Here is a 19036-nt window from a genome sequence, read left to right on the forward strand (position 1 = left end):
AAGTTATCCGCCTTAAGTAAAAAATTAAAAAAGTTAGAAATAGAATTGTTAAAAAGTAAAAAATTACAAAACGAAATACTCTACCAGACATATATTAAGCCAAAACCAGGATACTTACAGTTGTTTATAGAAGGGATAAATCCTAATGAAGTTTCAAGACAAGTTAACTATATTGGCTACCTAACTAAAGCACAAAATGACAATATCCTTAAAATTAATAAAACAAAGGAGAAAATTAGTTCGACAAAAAAATCGACAAAAAAAATTCTCAAAGATGTAACGCAACTTAGAAAGAAGAAAGAAAAAAATGCAAGGAAGTTAGAAAAGAAAAAGAAAGCAAAAAAACTAACCTTAAATAAAATTTCAAAAAAACTTAAATCTCAAAAAAATAAGAAACTAAAGTTACAGCAAGACGAGAAAAAATTAAGCTCTATTATCAAGAACCTGATGTTGAAGCTTAAGGCAGAAGAAAAAATAAGAAAAGCTGAAAAAAAAGATACTAAAAAAGAGAAAGTAGTCGTTGATAAAAAAGCTTATAAGATTAATTTTGCCAAACTTAAAAAGAAGCTAAAACTTCCTGTAAAAGGTAAAGTTTTATATAAGTACAATGCCAAGAGATGGGATACAGGAACAAGATGGAAGGGCCTATTTATTAAAGCTAAAGAGGGGTCGAATGTTAAATCTGTTGCTGCCGGACAAGTTGTTTTTTCTGATTGGCTTAGAGGGTTTGGAAATATAATAATTATCGATCACGGAAAAAATTATATGAGCCTTTATGGGAATAATGATTCACTTTTAAAACAAAAAGGTGAATACATCAAAGGGGGAGAAATTATTGCTCTATCAGGAAACAGTGGGGGAAATAAGTATAACGGACTATATTATGAGCTGAGACACAACGGTAAACCCTTTAATCCTCTTAAATGGACCAAATAAAAAAAATTCAGTCTCCAATAAAATGTAGATCTACAAACCTTTCAAAGCTACCAAATCGATGTTCATAAAGAAAAATACCCTGCCACGTCCCTAAATTTATTTCTTTATTTTTTATTGAAAACGATAGATTGGTTTGAGTCAATGCAGTTCTTATATGGGCTGACATATCATCTGGCCCCTCTAAAATATGACTATATGCCTTGTCGCCATCAACAACTAATTTTGTAAGGAAATTTTCTAAATCTATCAAAACATCTGAATCATAATTTTCATTTACTAAAAGGCTTGCAGACGTATGCTTAATATTTAACGTCAACAATCCTGTATTAACTTTTTCTGCATTTATCCAATCCTTTATTTTTGGTGTAATGTCGTAAAGCTTTCTACCATTTGTTAATTCAACAATATTTCCAAAAACTTGAATCAAATTAGCCTCTATATCTTTTTATAATTTTTAAATGAACCGTAAAGAAACAACAATACGCCTAGTGATATTGCACTATCGGCAACGTTAAATGCAGGCCAATAAAATTCATCAATGTGAAGATAGATAAAATCAATAACATAACCATAGCTTATTCTGTCATAGAGGTTACCAATAGCTCCCCCAAGAATAAGAAGCAATCCTATTGCAATTAAGATATTTTTTTTATATTGATTTATTAGCCACGGGATGTATAAAACAGCAAGCAATGAAATAGCAATCAAAAAATATCTTTGCCAACCACCTTGATCACTCAAAAAACTAAATGCTGCTCCTGTATTTTGAAAGTGCACAAGACTTAAAAAAGATGTTATCTCAAGTTGCTCACCATAGATTATTTTGTTTTGAATGAAATTTTTTGAAAGAATATCTAACAAAAAAACAAATAAACTAATCAAGTATAATTTAAGCATAAAGTCTTATTTCGCCATCCTCATAAAGATTGTTTATACACCTTCCACATAACTCTTTATGACTTTCATCTAGACCGACATCCACGCAATAATGCCAACATCTCTCACACTTTTGATGCTCACTTTTATTTACATTTACTTCTAGTTTTTCATTTTTCTTGATAGTAACTTTAGAGGCAATAAATATAAACTTTAGGTCCTCATGAAATACATTTAAGCTATTATAAATCTCTAACGGGGCACCAATCTCAATAACCGACTGTAGAGAGGATCCCACAATACCTTTTTCTCTGAGCTCTTCAATTTTTTTATTTACAAGACCTCTAATTTCTAAAATATTTTTCCAATCATTTAGGTTTTTATCTTCTACCAAATTTTTTGGGAATTGGTACCAAGTCTCAGTAAAAATACTTTTTTTATTATTTTTAAAAATAGTTTGTGAAGCTTCGTGTGCAGTAAAGCTTAAGATTGGTGTCATAATCCTAATTAATGACTGCGTTATATGAAATAGGGCGCTTTGAGCTGACCTCCTTCCATGTGAGTTTTCCTTCATTGTATAAAGCCTATCCTTAATGACATCTAAATAAAATCCTCCTAAGTCTTCTGAGCAAAAGGAAACAAACTTTTGGATGCCTAAATAAAAATTAAATGAATCATAATCTTTTATTATTGATTCTTGAAGAACTTGAGTTTGATACAAGGCGAACCTATCAATAGATAACATTTTCTCTGGTGGCACCAATTGAGTTTCTTTATCTATATCTTCAATATTAGAGATTAGAAATCTCAAGGTATTTCTAATTCTCCTATAGCTATCTGCCACTCTTTTAATAATCTCATCAGAGATATTTAGCTCTCCGGAGTAATCAGTAGTGGCTACCCATAGCCTCAAAATATCCGCCCCATATTGGTTAATAATTTTTTGGGGGGAAATTACATTACCTTTAGACTTACTCATCTTATGGCCTTCACCATCAACGACAAATCCATGTGTTAATAAAGCCTTAAATGGAGCTGCGTCATTAATTGCACAGCCGGTCAACAAGCTTGATTGAAACCAACCTCTATGCTGATCAGAACCCTCGAGATAAAGATCTGCAGGATAATTTAACTCTTCTCTGTCTTGAATTACCGATTGATGGGTAGTGCCAGAGTCAAACCAAACATCTAGTGTATCTGTTGATTTTAAATAGGCATCTGCATCAGCACCAAGCATCGAATTCATGTCTAAATTGAACCAGGCATCAACCCCTTCTTTTTCCATCATTTTGGCAATTTTCTCAAAAAATGAAATAGATTCTGGATGCGGTAAATTTGTTTCCTTGTTTAGAAATATTGGAATTGGCACCCCCCAAGATCTTTGTCTTGAAATACACCAGTCAGGCCTCTTTTCAATCATTGATTTCAGCCTACCTTCCCCCCAATTTGGAAAAAAACTTGTTTTTTTAATTACTTCTTCAGCTTGACCACGCAACGAAATATTATTCTTATTTTTTATATCCATCCCAATAAACCATTGTTCCGTCGCTCTAAAAATAATTGGAGTTTTATGTCGCCAACAATGCGGGTAACTATGGATAAAATTTTCTACAGATACTAGTGTTCCATTTGCCTTGAGTGTCTCTATAATTTTTTTATTTGCATCCCAAACATTCAATGACCCAACAATATCAGTCTCTTTGGTAAACTTTCCATTCTTATCTACCGGACTTTCAATCGGTAAGTTATAGCGACTTCCTACTACATAATCATCAACCCCATGGGCTGGCGCAGTATGAACCAAACCTGTACCAGTTTCTGTTGTTACATGAGATCCACAAATGATAGATACATCCTTTTCCTTAAAAGGATGACGGCATTGTATATTTTCAAGCGCTGCCCCATCACATGAACCTACCAAATTGCCTTCAAGATCGTATGACTGCAGCTTTGTTTTTGATAAATCAGTTGAAAGTATCAAAAATTTATCTTCTATCTCATATAACCCATACTCAAGTTTCGGATTGACACAAATTGCTTCATTGGCTGGAAGGGTCCAAGGCGTGGTTGTCCAAATAACAGCAAAAATATCTTTATTAATTTTACAATCAAAAATTCTTTCAATGGCCTCTCTATCTGAACAATTAAAGGCCACATCAACGGCTATTGATTTTTTGTCTTCATATTCCACTTCAGCTTCAGCAAGAGCAGAACCACAATCTGTGCACCAATTAACTGGCTTTCCACCTTGATATAAATAGCCACTCTCGTAAATCTTTGCTAATGACCTTACGATATTTGCTTCAATTTTATAATCCATTGTGAGATAAGGTTTATCCCATTCCCCGAAAACACCCAATCTTTGAAAATCCTTTTTTTGACTCTCTACTTGTTCTCGGGCATAAGTTCGGCAAAGGTCTCTAAACTCTTGAGGCTTTAAATTTTTCCCATGTTCTTTTTCAATAACTAATTCAATTGGCAAACCATGGCAATCCCATCCTGGGATATAAGGAACATCAAAACCAGAAAAAGTTTTTGATTTAATAATAAAATCTTTTAAAATTTTATTTACGGCATGGCCAATATGGATATTTCCATTTGCATAAGGTGGGCCATCATGAAGAATATATTTTTCCTTTCCTAACCGTGATTTTCTTATGGCGTCATAGATTTGTTTATCTTCCAGGCTCTTTAACCATTCAGGCTCTCTCTTAGCGAGGTTACCCCTCATTGGAAAGCTAGTTTCAGGGAGATTTAGTTTATATTTGTTTTGCTCTGTCATAAATTCTTCTTATCAAAAAAAAGTTTTGCTTTAATTACATCTAATTTTATTTGCTCTTTTAATTCCTCAAGTGACTTAAACTTTTTTTCGTCTCTTAATTTTTTTAAAAAAATAACACTTACATGTTGGCCGTATAAATCTGAAGAAAAATTCAACAAATGCACCTCAAGTTGCAATTTTTTCTCTCCCTTGATTGAGGGTCTAATACCAAGATTAGCAACGCCAAAATGATTTTGGAATTTTACAGCAAAGACACCCTTTAATGGAGGACGATTATGCCGCATATGGATATTTGCAGTAGGAAAACCAATCTTTCTTCCCCTTTTTTCACCATGAACAACTTTGCCAGATATAGAATATGGCCTTCCTATATATTTATTTGCCTCATCAAGCTTATCGTTAGCCAGAAGATTTCTTATGAGCGTACTTGAAATTCTTTTTCCATCCATAAGGATTTTATTTTTAATATTTAGTTTCATGTTACTCGCCGATAACTGTTTTATACTCCCTTCTCGACCCCTTCCAAAACAAAAGTCTTCTCCTACAACAATTTCTTTTACCTTTAATTGTTTGATTAATACGCTAATGAATTCATTAGCCGTTACCTTTGAAAATTCCTGATTAAATTTAATAATATGTACCCGATCTATTTTTATTTCGTTAAAGAGTTCTATTTTTTCTCTTAGGCTAGAAATTCTCGTTTGAGGTTTATTCTGAGAAAAATAATCTTTTGGATTAGGTTCAAAAGTAATTACTGCACTTTCTAATTTTAGATCATGGGCTCTTTTCTTGACTTCAGTTAATAAAGCTTGATGCCCTAAATGTACGCCATCAAAATTACCAATAGTTACGACACATGGGAATTGCTCTAAGTTAGTGTTCCTTATTATTTTCACGATGAGTGATGAGATTTTCTAAAAAATGAATTAAATTCAAAACCTAAGAATTTTAAACTAACAAAATAAATTGCGCCACTTATACTAATTATAAGCAGTAAATTTGCTGCCCTTTGTATAAATGAGTAATCAACCCATTGGTCGATAGTACCCCGAAGAAAAAATAAACAAATGATCATTATGCCTAGAGCAATTACAATTTTGGTTAAAAATTTAAGCCAGCCTTTATTTAATATAAATAATTTCTCCTTCTTTAGAAAATAAAACAATAAACCTGCATTGATGCATGCTGCTATGCCAATTGCAAGAGCTAGACCTGCATGTTGTAAATATCCAATAAATAAGAGATTCATTGCTTGTGTACAAAATAAAGTAAAAATTGCAATTTTGACTGGTGTTTTAATGTTCTGCTGAGCATAAAAGGCTGGGGCTAATATTTTAATTAAAATTAAACCCACCAGACCAACGCTGTAGGCAATTAGCGCTGTTTGAGTCATTAAAATATCATATTCAGTAAAGGCCCCGTAGTAAAAGAGCGTTGTAATAAGAGGAACACCGAGCATGGCTAGGCCTACTGCTGCCGGCGCTGCCAACAAAATACCCAATTTAAGGGCCCAGTTTATTAATTCTGAATATTCTGATTTATCTTTATTAGATAAACTTTTTGATAGGCTAGGTAAAAGCAAAGTGCTTAATGCAACACCCAATATGCCTGCTGGAAATTCAAGTAATCTATCAGCATAGTAAAGCCATGAAATACTACCTACAGAGAGAAATGAAGCAAAAATTGTATTGATGAGAAGTGAAATTTGAGCCACAGACACACCTAATATAGAGGGGCCCATTAATTTCAAAACCCTCCATACACCATCTTCTTTAAAGTTAAAGTCAAGTTTTGGTATACATCCAATTTGTTTTAAAAATGGAATTTGAAATATTAGCTGAAGAATTCCTCCAACAAAAACTGACCAAGCTAGAACATAAGCTGGCTGATTAAAATAATCAGCAAAAAATAATGCGCCTAGAATAAATGAGATATTTAACCAAACAGGTGTAAAAGCAGGCACAATAAATTTTCCAAATGTATTTAAGATCCCCCCCGCCATAGATACAAGTGAAATAAAAAATATATAGGGGAAAGTGATCCTCAGCAAATCAACGGTTAGATTATATTTTTCAGGATTTGTCACAAACCCAGGTGCAGTTATGTAAATAATCCAAGGTGCGCCAAAAACTCCTAATAGCGTAATTAATATAAGGAAAAGACCTAGTAAGGTTGAAATTTTATTGATAAATGACTCTAACTCAATAGAGGAGTTTTTTGTTTTATATTCAGACAATATAGGTATAAATGCCTGAGTGAAAGCCCCCTCAGCTGAAATTCTTCTCAATAAATTTGGAATTTTAAATGCAACAAAAAAAGCATCACTCTCTAAACCAGCTCCAAAAATTCTTGCAATAACTGTGTCCCTTATAAAACCAAGGATTCTTGATATTGTTGTCATCCCACCAATACCAAAGAATGTTTTTAATAAGTTCATAGTCAGCTAAATTATACGATTAAAATTTTAGTTTAATTTTATCACGGTACCAGATTCAGATTTTATTATGTTTAATCAATTATTTACCTATAAATATTTAATAAAACTTGTATCTAATTCATAAAATGGATAAAATACACAACTTAAAAATTGATGCAAGGATTAGCACATGGCCAATACGGCTCAAACAAGAAAAAGAGCAAGGCAAACAGTGAAACAAAGAGCTCATAATGTGGGTCTTCGTTCAACACTGAGGACAGCTATTAAGAAAATTAAATCGGCAATTGAAGGCGGAGATAGTAAAGCTGCAAAAAAAGCTTTTGAAGAAAATGTTTCTGTTATAGACAGAATCGCTGATAAAAAAATTATTCACAAAAATAAAGCAGCTCGTCATAAATCAAGACTAAACACAGCAATTAAATCTATGTAAAACTTGGAAATGTAATTCTCTTACATTTCCAGTAGTTTTAACCTTATTTCCTCAACCTTATTAATTAAATTCTCAAGCTTTTCTCCAACCACTGTGATGTGTCCCATTTTACGACCACTGCGTGGCTGATTTTTTCCATATAAATGTATATTTATCCCTGGTCCCTCTATTTCTTCAAAATTTGGTGTTTTAGGCTCTCCATTTTTGAACCATAAATCACCTAATAAATTTAACATCACAGCATTTTTCTCTAAATTAATTTCTATTAAACTTTTATCAACTAGACTCAACACTTGCAGATCGAATTGACTTACGTTACAGGCATCTAAACTAAAGTGACCTGAGTTATGAGGTCTAGGTGCAATCTCATTTACATAAAGCTTATCGTCGGAAATAAAAAATTCAACTGCAATTGTCCCAACATAGTTTAAATTTTTTGCTATCTTCAGTGCGTAACTAACAGCCTCTTTTTTAAAATTTTCGCTTACCCTTGCCGGTATAATAGATAAATCTAAAATACCTGCTTCATGTTGATTTTCAATAACGGGAAATATTTCTGATGCGCCGTCTGATGATCTAGATAAAACCACAGAAATTTCTTTATCTAAATTTAATTTTTTTTCTAAAATAAACTCATTTTCATTTGACCCAATTAATATTGCTTTAACTTCACTGATTGAATTTACTAGATGCTGACCTTTTCCATCATAGCCAAACTTTGATTGTTTAAGAATTGCTGGGAATAGCTTTTTATTTTCAAATTCTGAAAATGATTCAATAGAATTAATTGGTTCACAAGGCCCAATAGGAAGCTCGAGGCTCTTGATAAACTCTTTTTCTTTTATTCGCCTCTGAACAATCGAAATGGCTAGAGCATTTGGGTGGGTTCTAACCTTTTTCTCCAAATAACTAATAGTTTCCGATGGTATATTTTCAAATTCAGTCGAAATTGCCTCGCAGTTTTTAACCATTAAGTCTAGTGAGGATTTATCTGAAAATGAACTACAAATATGATGATCTGCTATTTTTCCAGCTGGGCTCTCTTGGTCAGGATCTAATACCGTCACCTCATAACCTAAATGGTGAGCAGCTTCAACAAAAAACTTTCCTAATTGACCTCCTCCCAACATTCCTAACATTGCAGGTGGCTTTATCGCTTTACTCATAGTTATTAGCTTTCTAGTTTCATATTAAAAACTTTTTGTTCTTGAGTTTTAGTAAACTCATTAAGTTTATTTTTTAAGTCATTATTTGCCTCTGCAAGCAATCTCACTACAAATAGAGCAGCATTGAATGCGCCTGCTTCTCCAATTGCGAATGTTGCAACTGGAACTCCTTTGGGCATTTGGACAATGGAAAGTAAGGAATCTTTACCTTCTAAATATGTTGTTTTTATGGGCACCCCCAGAACAGGAAGGTTTGTTTTTGAGGCAATCATGCCTGGTAAATGTGCCGCACCACCAGCGCCTGCAATAATTACTTTAAACCCATTAGCTTCTGCCTCATTTGCAAATGAATACATTAAATCAGGAGTTCTGTGAGCAGATACAACCTCAGCTTTATAACTTATTCCAAAATCATCTAAGATTGTTGCAGCATGCTTCATCGTGGGCCAGTCACTTTCTGAACCCATTACAATGGCAACAACTTCCTTTTCTTTATTCATCCCCTCCCCCTTAAAACATTATAGAACTACGAGATTATCCCTATGAATAATATTTACTTCATTTATGAAACCTAAAATAGATTCAATTTCATCACTTGAAACACCGCAAATCTTTTTTGAATCAACCGAATTATAGTTAACGAGTCCTTTAGCTATCTCGACTCCCTTGGCATTCACACATGACACAACCTCACCACGATCAAACTTTCCTTCTACCCCTAATATACCAATCGGAAGCAAGCTTTTACCTTTATCTGATATTGCTATAGATGCACCCTCGTCAAGGATTAATCTTCCACAACTCCTTAAATTATCTGCAAGCCATTTTTTCTTTGCTATTTTTTTCTCAAGTCTAGACTCTAAAAAAGTACCGACAGGATCATTATTGAATAACTTAAAAAATGTTTCATCAATCTTCCCATTTGCAATGATCGTATGTGTACCACTCAGGGATGCTCTTCTTGCGGCTTCAATTTTTGTCACCATACCTCCCGTACCAAATGTTGATGATGTTTTTTTTGCTAATAAATCTAGTTTCTCGTCATCAGTAAAAGCCTTCTTGATGAGAGAAGCATTTTTATCAACAGCTGGGTCATCAGAAAATAAACCTTCTTGATCAGTTAATAAAACAAGATAGTCTGCTTCAATTAAATTAGCTACCATCGCTGCAAGATTATCATTATCTCCAAATTGTATCTCTTCAGTTGAAACCGTATCATTTTCATTAATAATTGGCACTACACCATTGGTGATTAAGTTATTAATTGTTGATCTAGCATTTAAATATCGTTTTCTATCACTCAAATCTTCATGGGTCAGTAAAACTTGAGCTGCGATTTTATTATTTTGCGTAAAGACGTCTTTATACACTTGCGCCAAATCCATTTGTCCTATTGCTGCTGCTGCTTGAAGCTCACTCAAAACATTAGGCTTAGTACTAACCTTTAGTTTTCTTAAGCCTGCAAAAATTGCTCCACTAGAAACAATTACTACTCCGATACCATTGTCTATCCAGGAAGAAACTTCGGAAGATAATTTATCTAAAAATTCTTTATCAAACCCATCATCATTGGTTATTGTGCTTGTACCAATCTTGATTACGATTTTTTTTGAGTCAGAGAATTTAAGCTTTTTCATAATTTTAAATTGAATCTATATATTCCATAATTTTTTTTGATAAATTATCACAGCCTTCGCCATTAATAGCTGATATTTCAAAAATAGGTGCATCCCAACCTAGTTCTTTAATAATTCTATCTTTTATATGAGTGATATCATCGACTAAATCAATTTTGTTTAATATTAACCATCTTGGTTTTTTAAACAATTCCTCATCATATTTTTTTAATTCATTAATAATTTTTTTTATGTCTTCTACTGGGTCTATTTTTTCATCATATGGGGCAGAGTCAACTAAATGAAGTAATATTTTTGTCCTGGATAAGTGCCTTAAAAATTGATGTCCTAATCCTTGCCCTTCAGAGGCTCCCTCAATTAATCCAGGAATATCTGCCATCACATAACTTTTATGATCATAAACTTTCACCACGCCAAGATTTGGTTGTAACGTAGTAAATGGATAATCTGCAATCTTTGGTTTTGCGGCAGATACTTGTCGTATCAAAGAAGATTTTCCAGCATTAGGCATCCCTAATAATCCCACATCTGCCAAAACCTTTAGTTCTAGATATAATTCAAATTCTTGTCCAGGCTCACCTTCAGTAAATTGTCTGGGTGCCCTATTAGTGCTTGATTTAAAGTGAATATTACCTAGCCCTCCCTTTCCACCTTTAGCCAAAAGTACTTTAATGCCATGTTGCTTAAAATCAGCAAATATTTGTCCTGATTGTTTTTCTGTTATGAGCGTGCCTACAGGAACTTTCAAAGTTAGGTCTGAACCACCGGCACCATAACAATCTGAACCTTTGCCATTTTCACCTCTTTGAGCTCTATAATTTTTTACATATCGAAAATCAATGAGTGTATTTACATTTTCATCAGCTTCAAAGAATATGCTCCCCCCCCTTCCTCCATCACCACCATTGGGTCCTCCCATAGGTTCATATTTTTCTCTTCTGAAAGTAGCAATTCCATTCCCTCCATCACCTGCGTAAATATTAATTGTTGCTTCATCAATAAACTTCATCAGATACCACCAAATAAAAAAGCCCTATCAATTGACAGGGCTTTATTTTAAATTATTTTACTTTTAAGAAGGTGAAACGTGAACCAACCTTCTCTTTAAAGCACCTTTAGTTGTAAAGCTAACTTTTCCAGCTACTTTTGCAAATAAGGTATGATCTTTACCAAGCCCAACATTTTCTCCTGGGTGCATTTTTGTACCTCGTTGCCTTAGAATAATTCCGCCAGCTTTTACAAACTGATCGCCAAATATTTTTAGACCTAATCTTTTAGATTCAGAATCTCTCCCGTTTCTGGAGCTACCGCCTGCTTTTTTATGTGCCATTTATAAAATTCCTTATTTTACTGTTATTTTATCAATCTTAATTTCTGTAAAACTCTGTCTGTGGCCTTGAGATTTTTTATAGTGCTTTCTTCTATTCATCTTAAATATTTTAACTTTATCACCTCTGCCATGCGATACGACAGTAGTAGTCACAACTGCGCCTTTTACTAAAGGGGTTCCTATAGTAACTTTCTCCCCATCAATTACAGACAAAACGTTGTCTATGCTGTATGGCTTACCAACCTCAGCACTTAATTTTTCTACCTTCAGAAGTTGTCCTTCTGAAACTTTGAATTGTTTACCACCTGTCTTGATTAATGCATACATCAGAACGACCTTTATATCTTTAATTAGACCGCGATTATACTGAAAAAATAATAATTTATCAATTAATTACAATGGCTTGATCATAGCTTGATCTAATTTTTGACTTAAAATATGTTGATTCATTTATCTGCTCATTTATTTTTACGTATGTTAAAATTTGATCACATTCAGTAGACTACCAAGACACATAGTGAATCTCAAAGAAATCACAAAACCTATTCATAAAGACCTTAATTTCGTTGATAAAGTAATTAAAAGTCATTTAAGCTCTGACATACCGGTAATTAATCAGATATCAACCTATATCTTGAATAGTGGGGGAAAGAAAATGAGGCCTATTTTCCACTTATTATTAGCTGGTCTAGATGGTGAAATAACTGAATCTAATCATGAAGTAGCTTCCATCATAGAATTTATTCATACAGCCACGTTGCTTCATGATGATGTTGTTGATCAGTCGACAAAAAGAAGAAATATTCAAACTGCTAATACAGTCTTTGGTAATTCAGCAAGTATTTTGGTTGGAGATTTTTTATACTCTCGTTCATTTCAAATGATGGTCAAAATAGATAACATGAGTGTAATGCAGGTTCTTGCCGATGCTACGAATAAAATTTCTGAAGGTGAGGTGCTTCAACTTATAAATAGCCATAATCCTCAAATAAATGAATCACAATATTTCGAGGTTATTGAGTTCAAAACTGCAAAACTTTTTGAGGCTTGCGGGAGAATTGCAGCGATCATTAATAATAAAGATCAAAACCAAGTTGAGCTTTATTCAACAATTGGCAAACATTTTGGAATTATCTTTCAATTAGCTGATGATATTCTTGACTATTCTGGGAATTCAAATGAGATTGGAAAGAACATAGGTGATGACCTTAGAGAAGGTAAAGTAACCCTTCCATTAATACTCACAATAAAAATGTCGAATAGTAAAGATAGGGAAATCCTTACTAGAGCTATTAAAACAGGTGATATTAATTATTTGCCAAGCATAGTATCGCTAATTAAAAAAAGTGGTGCAATAGATGAGATTAAAGGAATTTCAAAACAGCACCTAAATAAAATTGAAGTTCTTCTTGATGGAAAGCATAATAAAAAATACCAAGACAGCTTATTAAAGCTAGCTAGATTCTCATTATTTAGATCCGTTTAAAAGTTTAATCAATGAAGTGAAATTTTTTCACCATCATCAATATTGTAATAGCTTAATTTAGCAATTGGATTTCTTTTTTCGATTAGGTCACCATCAAAAACTGGCTTTTCATCAATTAAGACCGATGCATGACCAGAATGATATAGCGTTATTTCTGCATTTTGTTGTTTAAACTTCAGATGATAAGAGACATAATGTTCATTCTCTGATTCTGACCATATTTCCCAGCCAATTCCACCAGTCAGTTGCTCAAGCCACTTACCTAAATCTAACTCAACTTTACAGATTACTGCATCAGATAAGAGCAAATTATCATTATCAAGCTTATTATTTTTTATATTATCTTTCATACCTATACTTATAAGTTATCATATAATCATTATCATTAATATGGGGATAGTTTAAAAAATATAAAGGTTAACTATGTTTATTATTGGATTAACTGGTGGCATAGGTTCAGGTAAAAGTGCTGCAGCAACAATACTTAAAAGACTAGGTTTAAAAATTATTGACCTTGATCAAATCACCCATGATCTTATGAAGCCGCGTGAGCTTGGTTATATAGAAATTAAAAAAGAATTTGGTGAAAAATATATAGACACAAAAGGGGCAATTGATAGAAAGCTTCTTCGAGAAGAGATATTCTCATCATTAGATTTAAAAAAAAGAATTGAATCAATTTTACATCCAATTATTTTTGAAGAATGCAGTAAACAATTAAATAAATTTAAGCATGAAAAATATATAGTATTAGTTATTCCACTGCTCTTTGAAACAAAGAATTATATAAGTCTTATTGATGAGTCCTTATTAATTGATTGCGACCTTGAAATACAAATTGAGCGCGTTATGAAAAGAGATAGCGTTTCAAAGGCATTAGCCAATAGGATTATTAAGAACCAAATGAATCGACAAGAGAAACAGTTATTAGCGGATAAAGTAATTGTGAATGATGGAAATATTAACCATCTGAAAACTCAATTAGATAGCTATTATAAAAAATTACTCAAGGATATAAATTAATGTACAAATTTGAATTACCTCTTAATGAGAGAACAAGAAGGCTTATGTCTATTGAGAATATTTTCATAAGACTTAATACTCAAATTAAAAATATGACTAACTTTTCAGAAGTTGCCTGCTTTGAATCATATTTTAATATACGTTCTACATCGTCCAGGGCAGATATAAAAATTGAAATTTCACAAGAACTTGACAAGCTTATTTTAAAAAAAAAGCAATTGAATAAAACTAAAAAAATTATAAATCAAATTAAAAAATTAATGGATGCAAAAAAGAGTTTGAGTAAAATAAATTTACCACAAGGAAATTTTTTTGGTAATGATAAGTTTTTACAAGAGATCAAGACCTCTTCATTATCTCCAACCGGCATTGTGAGTAGCGATCTTCCTCAGCTACAACTCTGGTTGAAGCAATTAAGTCCGAAAGCCAAACAGCAATATTTTTTTAGCAAGATAGATCCCTACCTACCTATTTTTAATAGCATCACAACCTATTTGAATACTTTAAGAGATTCAGTCAAATTGGAATCTATAGAAAGTAACAAAAATGGTCTAGTAAACTATCAATTAAATCCTTCATTTAAACATGACTTTATTCAACTTCAACTCCCACAAAAAATGGATTTATACCCTAATTTAACATCTAATAAATATACTATAAATATTCAATTTTCGTCTCTTACGAAAAACACTGATACTGGGAAAAAGATAAAATTTAAGATGGGTGTTAGTCAACAGTAGTCTTTTATGAAAAAACATTGTCCAACATGCTCAAAGATTTTTAACTACATTCAAAATAACCCAAGTAATCCTTTCTGTTCTGATAGATGTAAGCTATTAGACCTTGGCGCTTGGGCTTCAGAACAATTTACTATTAAAGGAAAAGAAAATGATACGTCATCTGAAAATGAAGCTTAGTTTTTTTACATTAATTTTAATTTCATCATTTGCCTTTGGTGTAGATGAAATAACAGTTTCAAAGGCATTTATAAAAATGCCAAGGCCAGGTGTTGATGTTACGGCTGGTTTTGCAACAATTAAAGCTACTACTAACCTTAAGATTATAGAGGTTTCCAATAAAAATTTTAAAAATATTGAGTTACATTCAATGAAGATGACTTATGGTGTCATGGAAATGCGGAAATTAATTGAGCCGAAATTAGGGCCTAACTCTCCATTAGTTTTGTCGCCGGGTAATGACCACTTGATGTTGTTTGGTATTGTAGAAAAATTAAAGCCTGGGGAAAATTTAGATCTAACTTTTGTTTTTAAGGATGACAAAGACAATAAAATAACAAAAGTATTTAAGTTTGTTGTTAAATAATAATCTATTTAGACCATATAGCTCGCTGAGAAGCAATTCCTATCGCGCCATGGTCAAAAGATGATGGAATATCATTATTCGTCATACCTCCGATTGAGTAAATTGGTATATTAGAGTTAGCAACTAATTTATTAAATTTTGCCCAACCGATAGGTTCAATACCAGGATGAGTGAGGGTTTCTTTAACTGATCCGAGAACTGCAAAATCTGCATTTTTTTCCTCGGCCACCATAAGATCATTTTCCGAATGACATGAAGCGCCCACCAGTAAATCTTTAGGGAAATGACTTAATTCGTGCAATTGTTTTGAATTCAAGTGCACGCCATCCAGTTTATATTCATAAGCCAAGTCTATGCATGAATTAATTATAATTCTTACATTGGTATGTTGAAGTATTTTTTTTATTCGAATGATTAAAGCTTCTAACTCAGCTTCTATGAGATTTTTCTCTCTTATCTGTATAAGCCTGAGACCATCATTAACCTGTCTTTTTAGTGCTTGAAAAAAATTGTCAGATGATATTTCTTGCAAATTAGTGATTGCGTAGATATCAGGTAAGTTATTTTTTAAGGCATGATGAATAACTTGATTTGGCGGTAAAACTTTTGTTGCGTTATATTTTTTTAAATTAACCCACTGTAATTCTTGGCCTTCCCTTCCCTCTGCCATCCCCGTCCATGAGGTTATTAAGAAAAAATATAGGATTGTTATTTTATTTTTTTCAACCACCCTTCTTGTTGTCCATTGTTTATATTTTTTGATGACAACACCAAGCTCTTCAAAGATCTCTCTTCTTAGTGCTTCAGACGGGCTTTCATTGATCTCTAATTTACCTCCAGGAAATTCCCACCAACCTGCCCAACTTTGAGAATCTAGTCTTTTTCCCAATAAATATTTACCATCGGAATCTTTAAGAATTCCAACAGCGACTTGGATATTTTTATTGTTATGTTCTATATTCAGAATTAATTTCTATATACTTATGTGATAGATCAGTTGTCCATATCGTAGCTTCTTCTGTACCTCTTCCAAGCATTATATGAAGGCTTATTTCATCTTTTTTCATCTCTGATGAAATTTTTATTTCATCAAATGGATCTGAAATTGCCCCTGCCTTAGCAAATAAAATTTTATTTATATAAATATCAATCTTATTTAAATCAAGATCATTTACTTGGCTATTACCAATCGCAGATAGCACTCTGCCAAGATTTGCATCTGAGGCAAAAAAAGCTGTTTTTACTAGTGGTGAATTTGCTATAGCCATTCCAATCATCTTTGCCTCATTATGGCTTAATGATTTAGTTACAGATATTGTTAAAAATTTTGTTACTCCCTCTCCATCTCTTATGATTGATTGCGCTAGAAAGGATGCCGCATCAAAAATAGCTACTTTAATTTTTTGATAATCATCACTATTTTTTTTCAGCATAAAACCTTTATCTGCAGGTATGCTCATTAAAATAAATGAGTCATTTGTAGATGTGTCCCCATCAACAGAAATACAATTAAAGCTTTTTTCACAAACTTCAGAAATGAGTTCATTCAGTAAGTCACTAGGGATATTTATATCAACCGCTATAAAAGCTAACATCGTTGCCATATTTGGATATATCATGCCAGATCCCTTACATATCCCTGTGATAGTGACATCTCTATCTTTTAGATTAATAACTTTTGAATATACTTTGGGAACTGTATCTGTAGTCATGATTGATTCTGCAGCTTCAAACCAATTATTTTCATTCAAATCATTTAAAGCATTTGGTATTGCTTTGACAATCTTTTCAACTGGTAATTTTGACATAATGAGTCCTGTTGAAAATGATAAAACTTGTCTTTCATTTATATCAAGATGCTTTGCCAAGGACTTACAAACTGTTTTTGCATCATCCATACCTTGTTGGCCCATTCCCGCATTCGCACAACCACTATTAATGACAAGCGCCCTAATATTGTCACCTTGCGCTAGGTGATCTTTAGATACTATTACTGGGGCTGCACAAAATTGATTTTGAGTAAATAAACCAGCAACGGAACTGTTATCTGGAAGTGAAACAACTAATAAATCTGATGCATCATCCTTGATACCGGCATTTGTTATTCCTAATCTAAGTCCCTTTATATTATTGATATCATTCTTTAATATTTTTTTCAAATTAATGGCCATTATTTTCTTCTCCAAACAGTCCCTGAAGGAGTATCTTCAATTAAAATATTCTTTTCGAGTAAATCATTTCTTAGCTTATCTGCCGTATGATAATCTTTAGCAGCTTTTGCTTTGTCTCTCTGCTTTATAATACCCTCCACGTCAATTTCTTCGCTAAGATTATCCTGTAAAAAATCTTCAGCATCGTGACTTAAAATGCCAATTACGTTTCCTAATTTTACTAATAAATTAATATCTTCAATATTTTGATTTTTGTTTATTTCTAAAGCTAGCTCAAAAAGGACTGCTATCGCGTCAGGAGTATTAAAATCATCATTCAGCGCTTTTTTAAAATCATTGGCATATTTTAAATTCCAATTAATCTTGTATTCTTTGTTCGCTTTTGAATTTCTAATACTTAGGTAAAGCTTTGTAATTGCTTGCTTTGATTCATCAAGGTTTTTTTGAGAAAAATTCAAGGGACTTCTGTAGTGGGCCTTTAAAATAAAAAATCTCACCACCTCTGCCTGATACTTTTCCAAAACACTTCTAATTGTAAAGAAATTACCTAGTGACTTTGACATTTTTTCATCATCTATCTTTACGAATCCATTATGAATCCAATAGTTAGCCATTTGACAGCTATTAACAGCTTCAGATTGCGCAATTTCGTTTTCATGATGTGGAAATTGAAGGTCCTGCCCACCACCATGAATATCGAAGGTTTGGCCTAACAGGTTGTTACTCATTGTCGAACACTCTATATGCCAACCAGGCCTCCCATCTCCCCATGGTGAGTCCCATGATGGTTCATTTGGTTTAGCTGACTTCCATAAAACAAAATCATTGTTATCTCTTTTAAATTCATCGACTTCTACCCTAGACCCTGCTCTCAGGTCTTTAAGTGATTTTCCGGACAATTTTCCATAACTTTCAAATTTTGAGACTGCATAAAAGACATCATTATTATCAGCTTTATAGGCATATCCTTTACTTATTAAATCCTCAATCATCTTTATCATTTCTTCTATGTGATCTGTAGCCTTTGGTTCTAGCGTTGGCGGAATAATACCGAGTTGTTCAGCATCGTGATCCATCTCTTTGATAAAATTTTCTGTTATAACTTTATAGTCAACATTATCAACAATCGCTTTTTTTATGATTTTGTCATCAATGTCTGTAATGTTTCTTACATAGGTCACCTCATACCCACTTTCTCTTAACCACCTTGTGATCATGTCAAATACAATTAGGACGCGCGCATGTCCAATATGGCAGAAATCGTAAACAGTCATTCCACAGACATACATCTTGACTTTACTAGGCTCAATAGATTTAAAAATCTCTTTTTTATTATTTAAGGTGTTGTAGATTGAAAGCATAATAAATAAACTTTGAAGGGCTCTCCTTTATTGGTAGACGAAATTAATATATGATAGATTTCGCATTAAATATGCAAA

General features: G+C 32.8%; 22 protein-coding genes. 7 read left to right on the top strand and 15 right to left on the bottom strand.

Annotated features, from left to right (window positions below; all coding sequences use genetic code 11):
- Positions 1-447 precede the first annotated feature (447 nt).
- Complete coding sequence (locus K6112_02990) at positions 448-936, top strand: peptidoglycan DD-metalloendopeptidase family protein (protein QZP18470.1); 489 nt, start codon at positions 448-450, stop codon at positions 934-936.
- 7 nt (positions 937-943) lie between these two features.
- Here the strand turns inward: K6112_02990 and K6112_02995 are convergent, their stop codons facing one another.
- From K6112_02995 to murJ, 5 genes are read right to left on the bottom strand one after another with little or no spacing between them, the layout of a single operon-like run.
- Positions 944-1360: a secondary thiamine-phosphate synthase enzyme YjbQ gene (locus K6112_02995; GenBank protein ID QZP18471.1), complete on the bottom strand. Its 417-nt coding sequence runs from the start codon at positions 1358-1360 to the stop codon at positions 944-946.
- Between the two features lie 11 nt (positions 1361-1371).
- Entirely contained in the window at positions 1372-1833 is a 462-nt protein-coding gene (lspA, locus tag K6112_03000; protein ID QZP18322.1) for a signal peptidase II, read from the bottom strand.
- A complete protein-coding gene (gene ileS / locus K6112_03005; GenBank protein QZP18323.1) occupies positions 1826-4594 on the bottom strand; it encodes an isoleucine--tRNA ligase in 2769 nt (922 codons plus the stop codon). The genes lspA and ileS overlap by 8 nt, the downstream gene beginning before the upstream one ends.
- Positions 4591-5490: a bifunctional riboflavin kinase/FAD synthetase gene (ribF, locus tag K6112_03010; protein QZP18324.1), complete on the bottom strand. Its 900-nt coding sequence runs from the start codon at positions 5488-5490 to the stop codon at positions 4591-4593. The genes ileS and ribF overlap by 4 nt, the downstream gene beginning before the upstream one ends.
- Positions 5487-7031: a murein biosynthesis integral membrane protein MurJ gene (gene murJ, locus K6112_03015; protein QZP18325.1), complete on the bottom strand. Its 1545-nt coding sequence runs from the start codon at positions 7029-7031 to the stop codon at positions 5487-5489. Before murJ ends, ribF begins: the two co-directional genes overlap by 4 nt.
- Positions 7032-7200: 169 nt before the next feature.
- Here murJ and rpsT point away from each other — a divergent pair, with 169 nt between their 5' ends.
- On the top strand, positions 7201-7461 hold the full coding sequence (gene rpsT / locus K6112_03020) for a 30S ribosomal protein S20 (GenBank protein QZP18326.1): 261 nt from the start codon (positions 7201-7203) through the stop codon (positions 7459-7461).
- Between the two features lie 20 nt (positions 7462-7481).
- On the opposite strand, the gene K6112_03025 is transcribed toward rpsT, so the two are convergent.
- The 6 genes from K6112_03025 to rplU all read right to left on the bottom strand — a co-directional run bounded on the left by K6112_03025 (position 7482) and on the right by rplU (position 11921).
- On the bottom strand, positions 7482-8627 hold the full coding sequence (locus K6112_03025; GenBank protein QZP18327.1) for a 5-(carboxyamino)imidazole ribonucleotide synthase: 1146 nt from the start codon (positions 8625-8627) through the stop codon (positions 7482-7484).
- Positions 8628-8632: 5 nt separating this feature from the next.
- Positions 8633-9127: a 5-(carboxyamino)imidazole ribonucleotide mutase gene (purE, locus tag K6112_03030; protein QZP18328.1), complete on the bottom strand. Its 495-nt coding sequence runs from the start codon at positions 9125-9127 to the stop codon at positions 8633-8635.
- A gap of 18 nt (positions 9128-9145) precedes the next feature.
- Complete coding sequence (proB, locus tag K6112_03035) at positions 9146-10264, bottom strand: glutamate 5-kinase (GenBank protein QZP18329.1); 1119 nt, start codon at positions 10262-10264, stop codon at positions 9146-9148.
- Positions 10265-10268: 4 nt separating this feature from the next.
- Positions 10269-11273 carry a GTPase ObgE gene (obgE, locus tag K6112_03040; GenBank protein QZP18330.1) on the bottom strand — a complete coding sequence of 335 codons (1005 nt, stop codon included), beginning with the start codon at positions 11271-11273 and terminating at the stop codon, positions 10269-10271.
- A 63-nt stretch (positions 11274-11336) separates the two neighbouring features.
- On the bottom strand, positions 11337-11594 hold the full coding sequence (gene rpmA, locus K6112_03045; protein QZP18331.1) for a 50S ribosomal protein L27: 258 nt from the start codon (positions 11592-11594) through the stop codon (positions 11337-11339).
- Positions 11595-11606: 12 nt separating this feature from the next.
- Complete coding sequence (gene rplU / locus K6112_03050; protein ID QZP18332.1) at positions 11607-11921, bottom strand: 50S ribosomal protein L21; 315 nt, start codon at positions 11919-11921, stop codon at positions 11607-11609.
- 190 nt (positions 11922-12111) lie between these two features.
- Here rplU and K6112_03055 point away from each other — a divergent pair, with 190 nt between their 5' ends.
- Positions 12112-13080 carry a polyprenyl synthetase family protein gene (locus K6112_03055; protein QZP18333.1) on the top strand — a complete coding sequence of 323 codons (969 nt, stop codon included), beginning with the start codon at positions 12112-12114 and terminating at the stop codon, positions 13078-13080.
- Positions 13081-13088: 8 nt separating this feature from the next.
- Here K6112_03055 and K6112_03060 read toward each other — a convergent pair whose 3' ends face one another.
- Entirely contained in the window at positions 13089-13430 is a 342-nt protein-coding gene (locus K6112_03060) for a hypothetical protein (protein QZP18334.1), read from the bottom strand.
- A gap of 73 nt (positions 13431-13503) precedes the next feature.
- Here K6112_03060 and coaE point away from each other — a divergent pair, with 73 nt between their 5' ends.
- The 4 genes from coaE to K6112_03080 are packed head-to-tail and all read left to right on the top strand — an operon-like array spanning position 13504 to position 15426.
- On the top strand, positions 13504-14103 hold the full coding sequence (coaE, locus tag K6112_03065) for a dephospho-CoA kinase (protein ID QZP18335.1): 600 nt from the start codon (positions 13504-13506) through the stop codon (positions 14101-14103).
- Entirely contained in the window at positions 14103-14843 is a 741-nt protein-coding gene (zapD, locus tag K6112_03070; GenBank protein ID QZP18336.1) for a cell division protein ZapD, read from the top strand. The genes coaE and zapD overlap by 1 nt, the downstream gene beginning before the upstream one ends.
- Positions 14844-14849: 6 nt before the next feature.
- A complete protein-coding gene (locus tag K6112_03075; GenBank protein QZP18337.1) occupies positions 14850-15020 on the top strand; it encodes a DNA gyrase inhibitor YacG in 171 nt (56 codons plus the stop codon).
- Entirely contained in the window at positions 14992-15426 is a 435-nt protein-coding gene (locus tag K6112_03080; GenBank protein QZP18338.1) for a copper chaperone PCu(A)C, read from the top strand. The genes K6112_03075 and K6112_03080 overlap by 29 nt, the downstream gene beginning before the upstream one ends.
- A gap of 4 nt (positions 15427-15430) precedes the next feature.
- Here K6112_03080 and K6112_03085 read toward each other — a convergent pair whose 3' ends face one another.
- From K6112_03085 to cysS, 3 genes are read right to left on the bottom strand one after another with little or no spacing between them, the layout of a single operon-like run.
- Complete coding sequence (locus K6112_03085; protein ID QZP18472.1) at positions 15431-16393, bottom strand: Nudix family hydrolase; 963 nt, start codon at positions 16391-16393, stop codon at positions 15431-15433.
- Positions 16374-17597 carry a bifunctional glutamate N-acetyltransferase/amino-acid acetyltransferase ArgJ gene (gene argJ, locus K6112_03090; protein QZP18339.1) on the bottom strand — a complete coding sequence of 408 codons (1224 nt, stop codon included), beginning with the start codon at positions 17595-17597 and terminating at the stop codon, positions 16374-16376. Before argJ ends, K6112_03085 begins: the two co-directional genes overlap by 20 nt.
- Complete coding sequence (cysS, locus tag K6112_03095) at positions 17597-18958, bottom strand: cysteine--tRNA ligase (GenBank protein QZP18340.1); 1362 nt, start codon at positions 18956-18958, stop codon at positions 17597-17599. Before cysS ends, argJ begins: the two co-directional genes overlap by 1 nt.
- Between the last annotated feature and the right edge of the window lie 78 nt (positions 18959-19036).

The organism is Methylophilales bacterium, from assembly GCA_019823025.1.
GTDB lineage: Bacteria > Pseudomonadota > Gammaproteobacteria > Burkholderiales > Methylophilaceae > BACL14.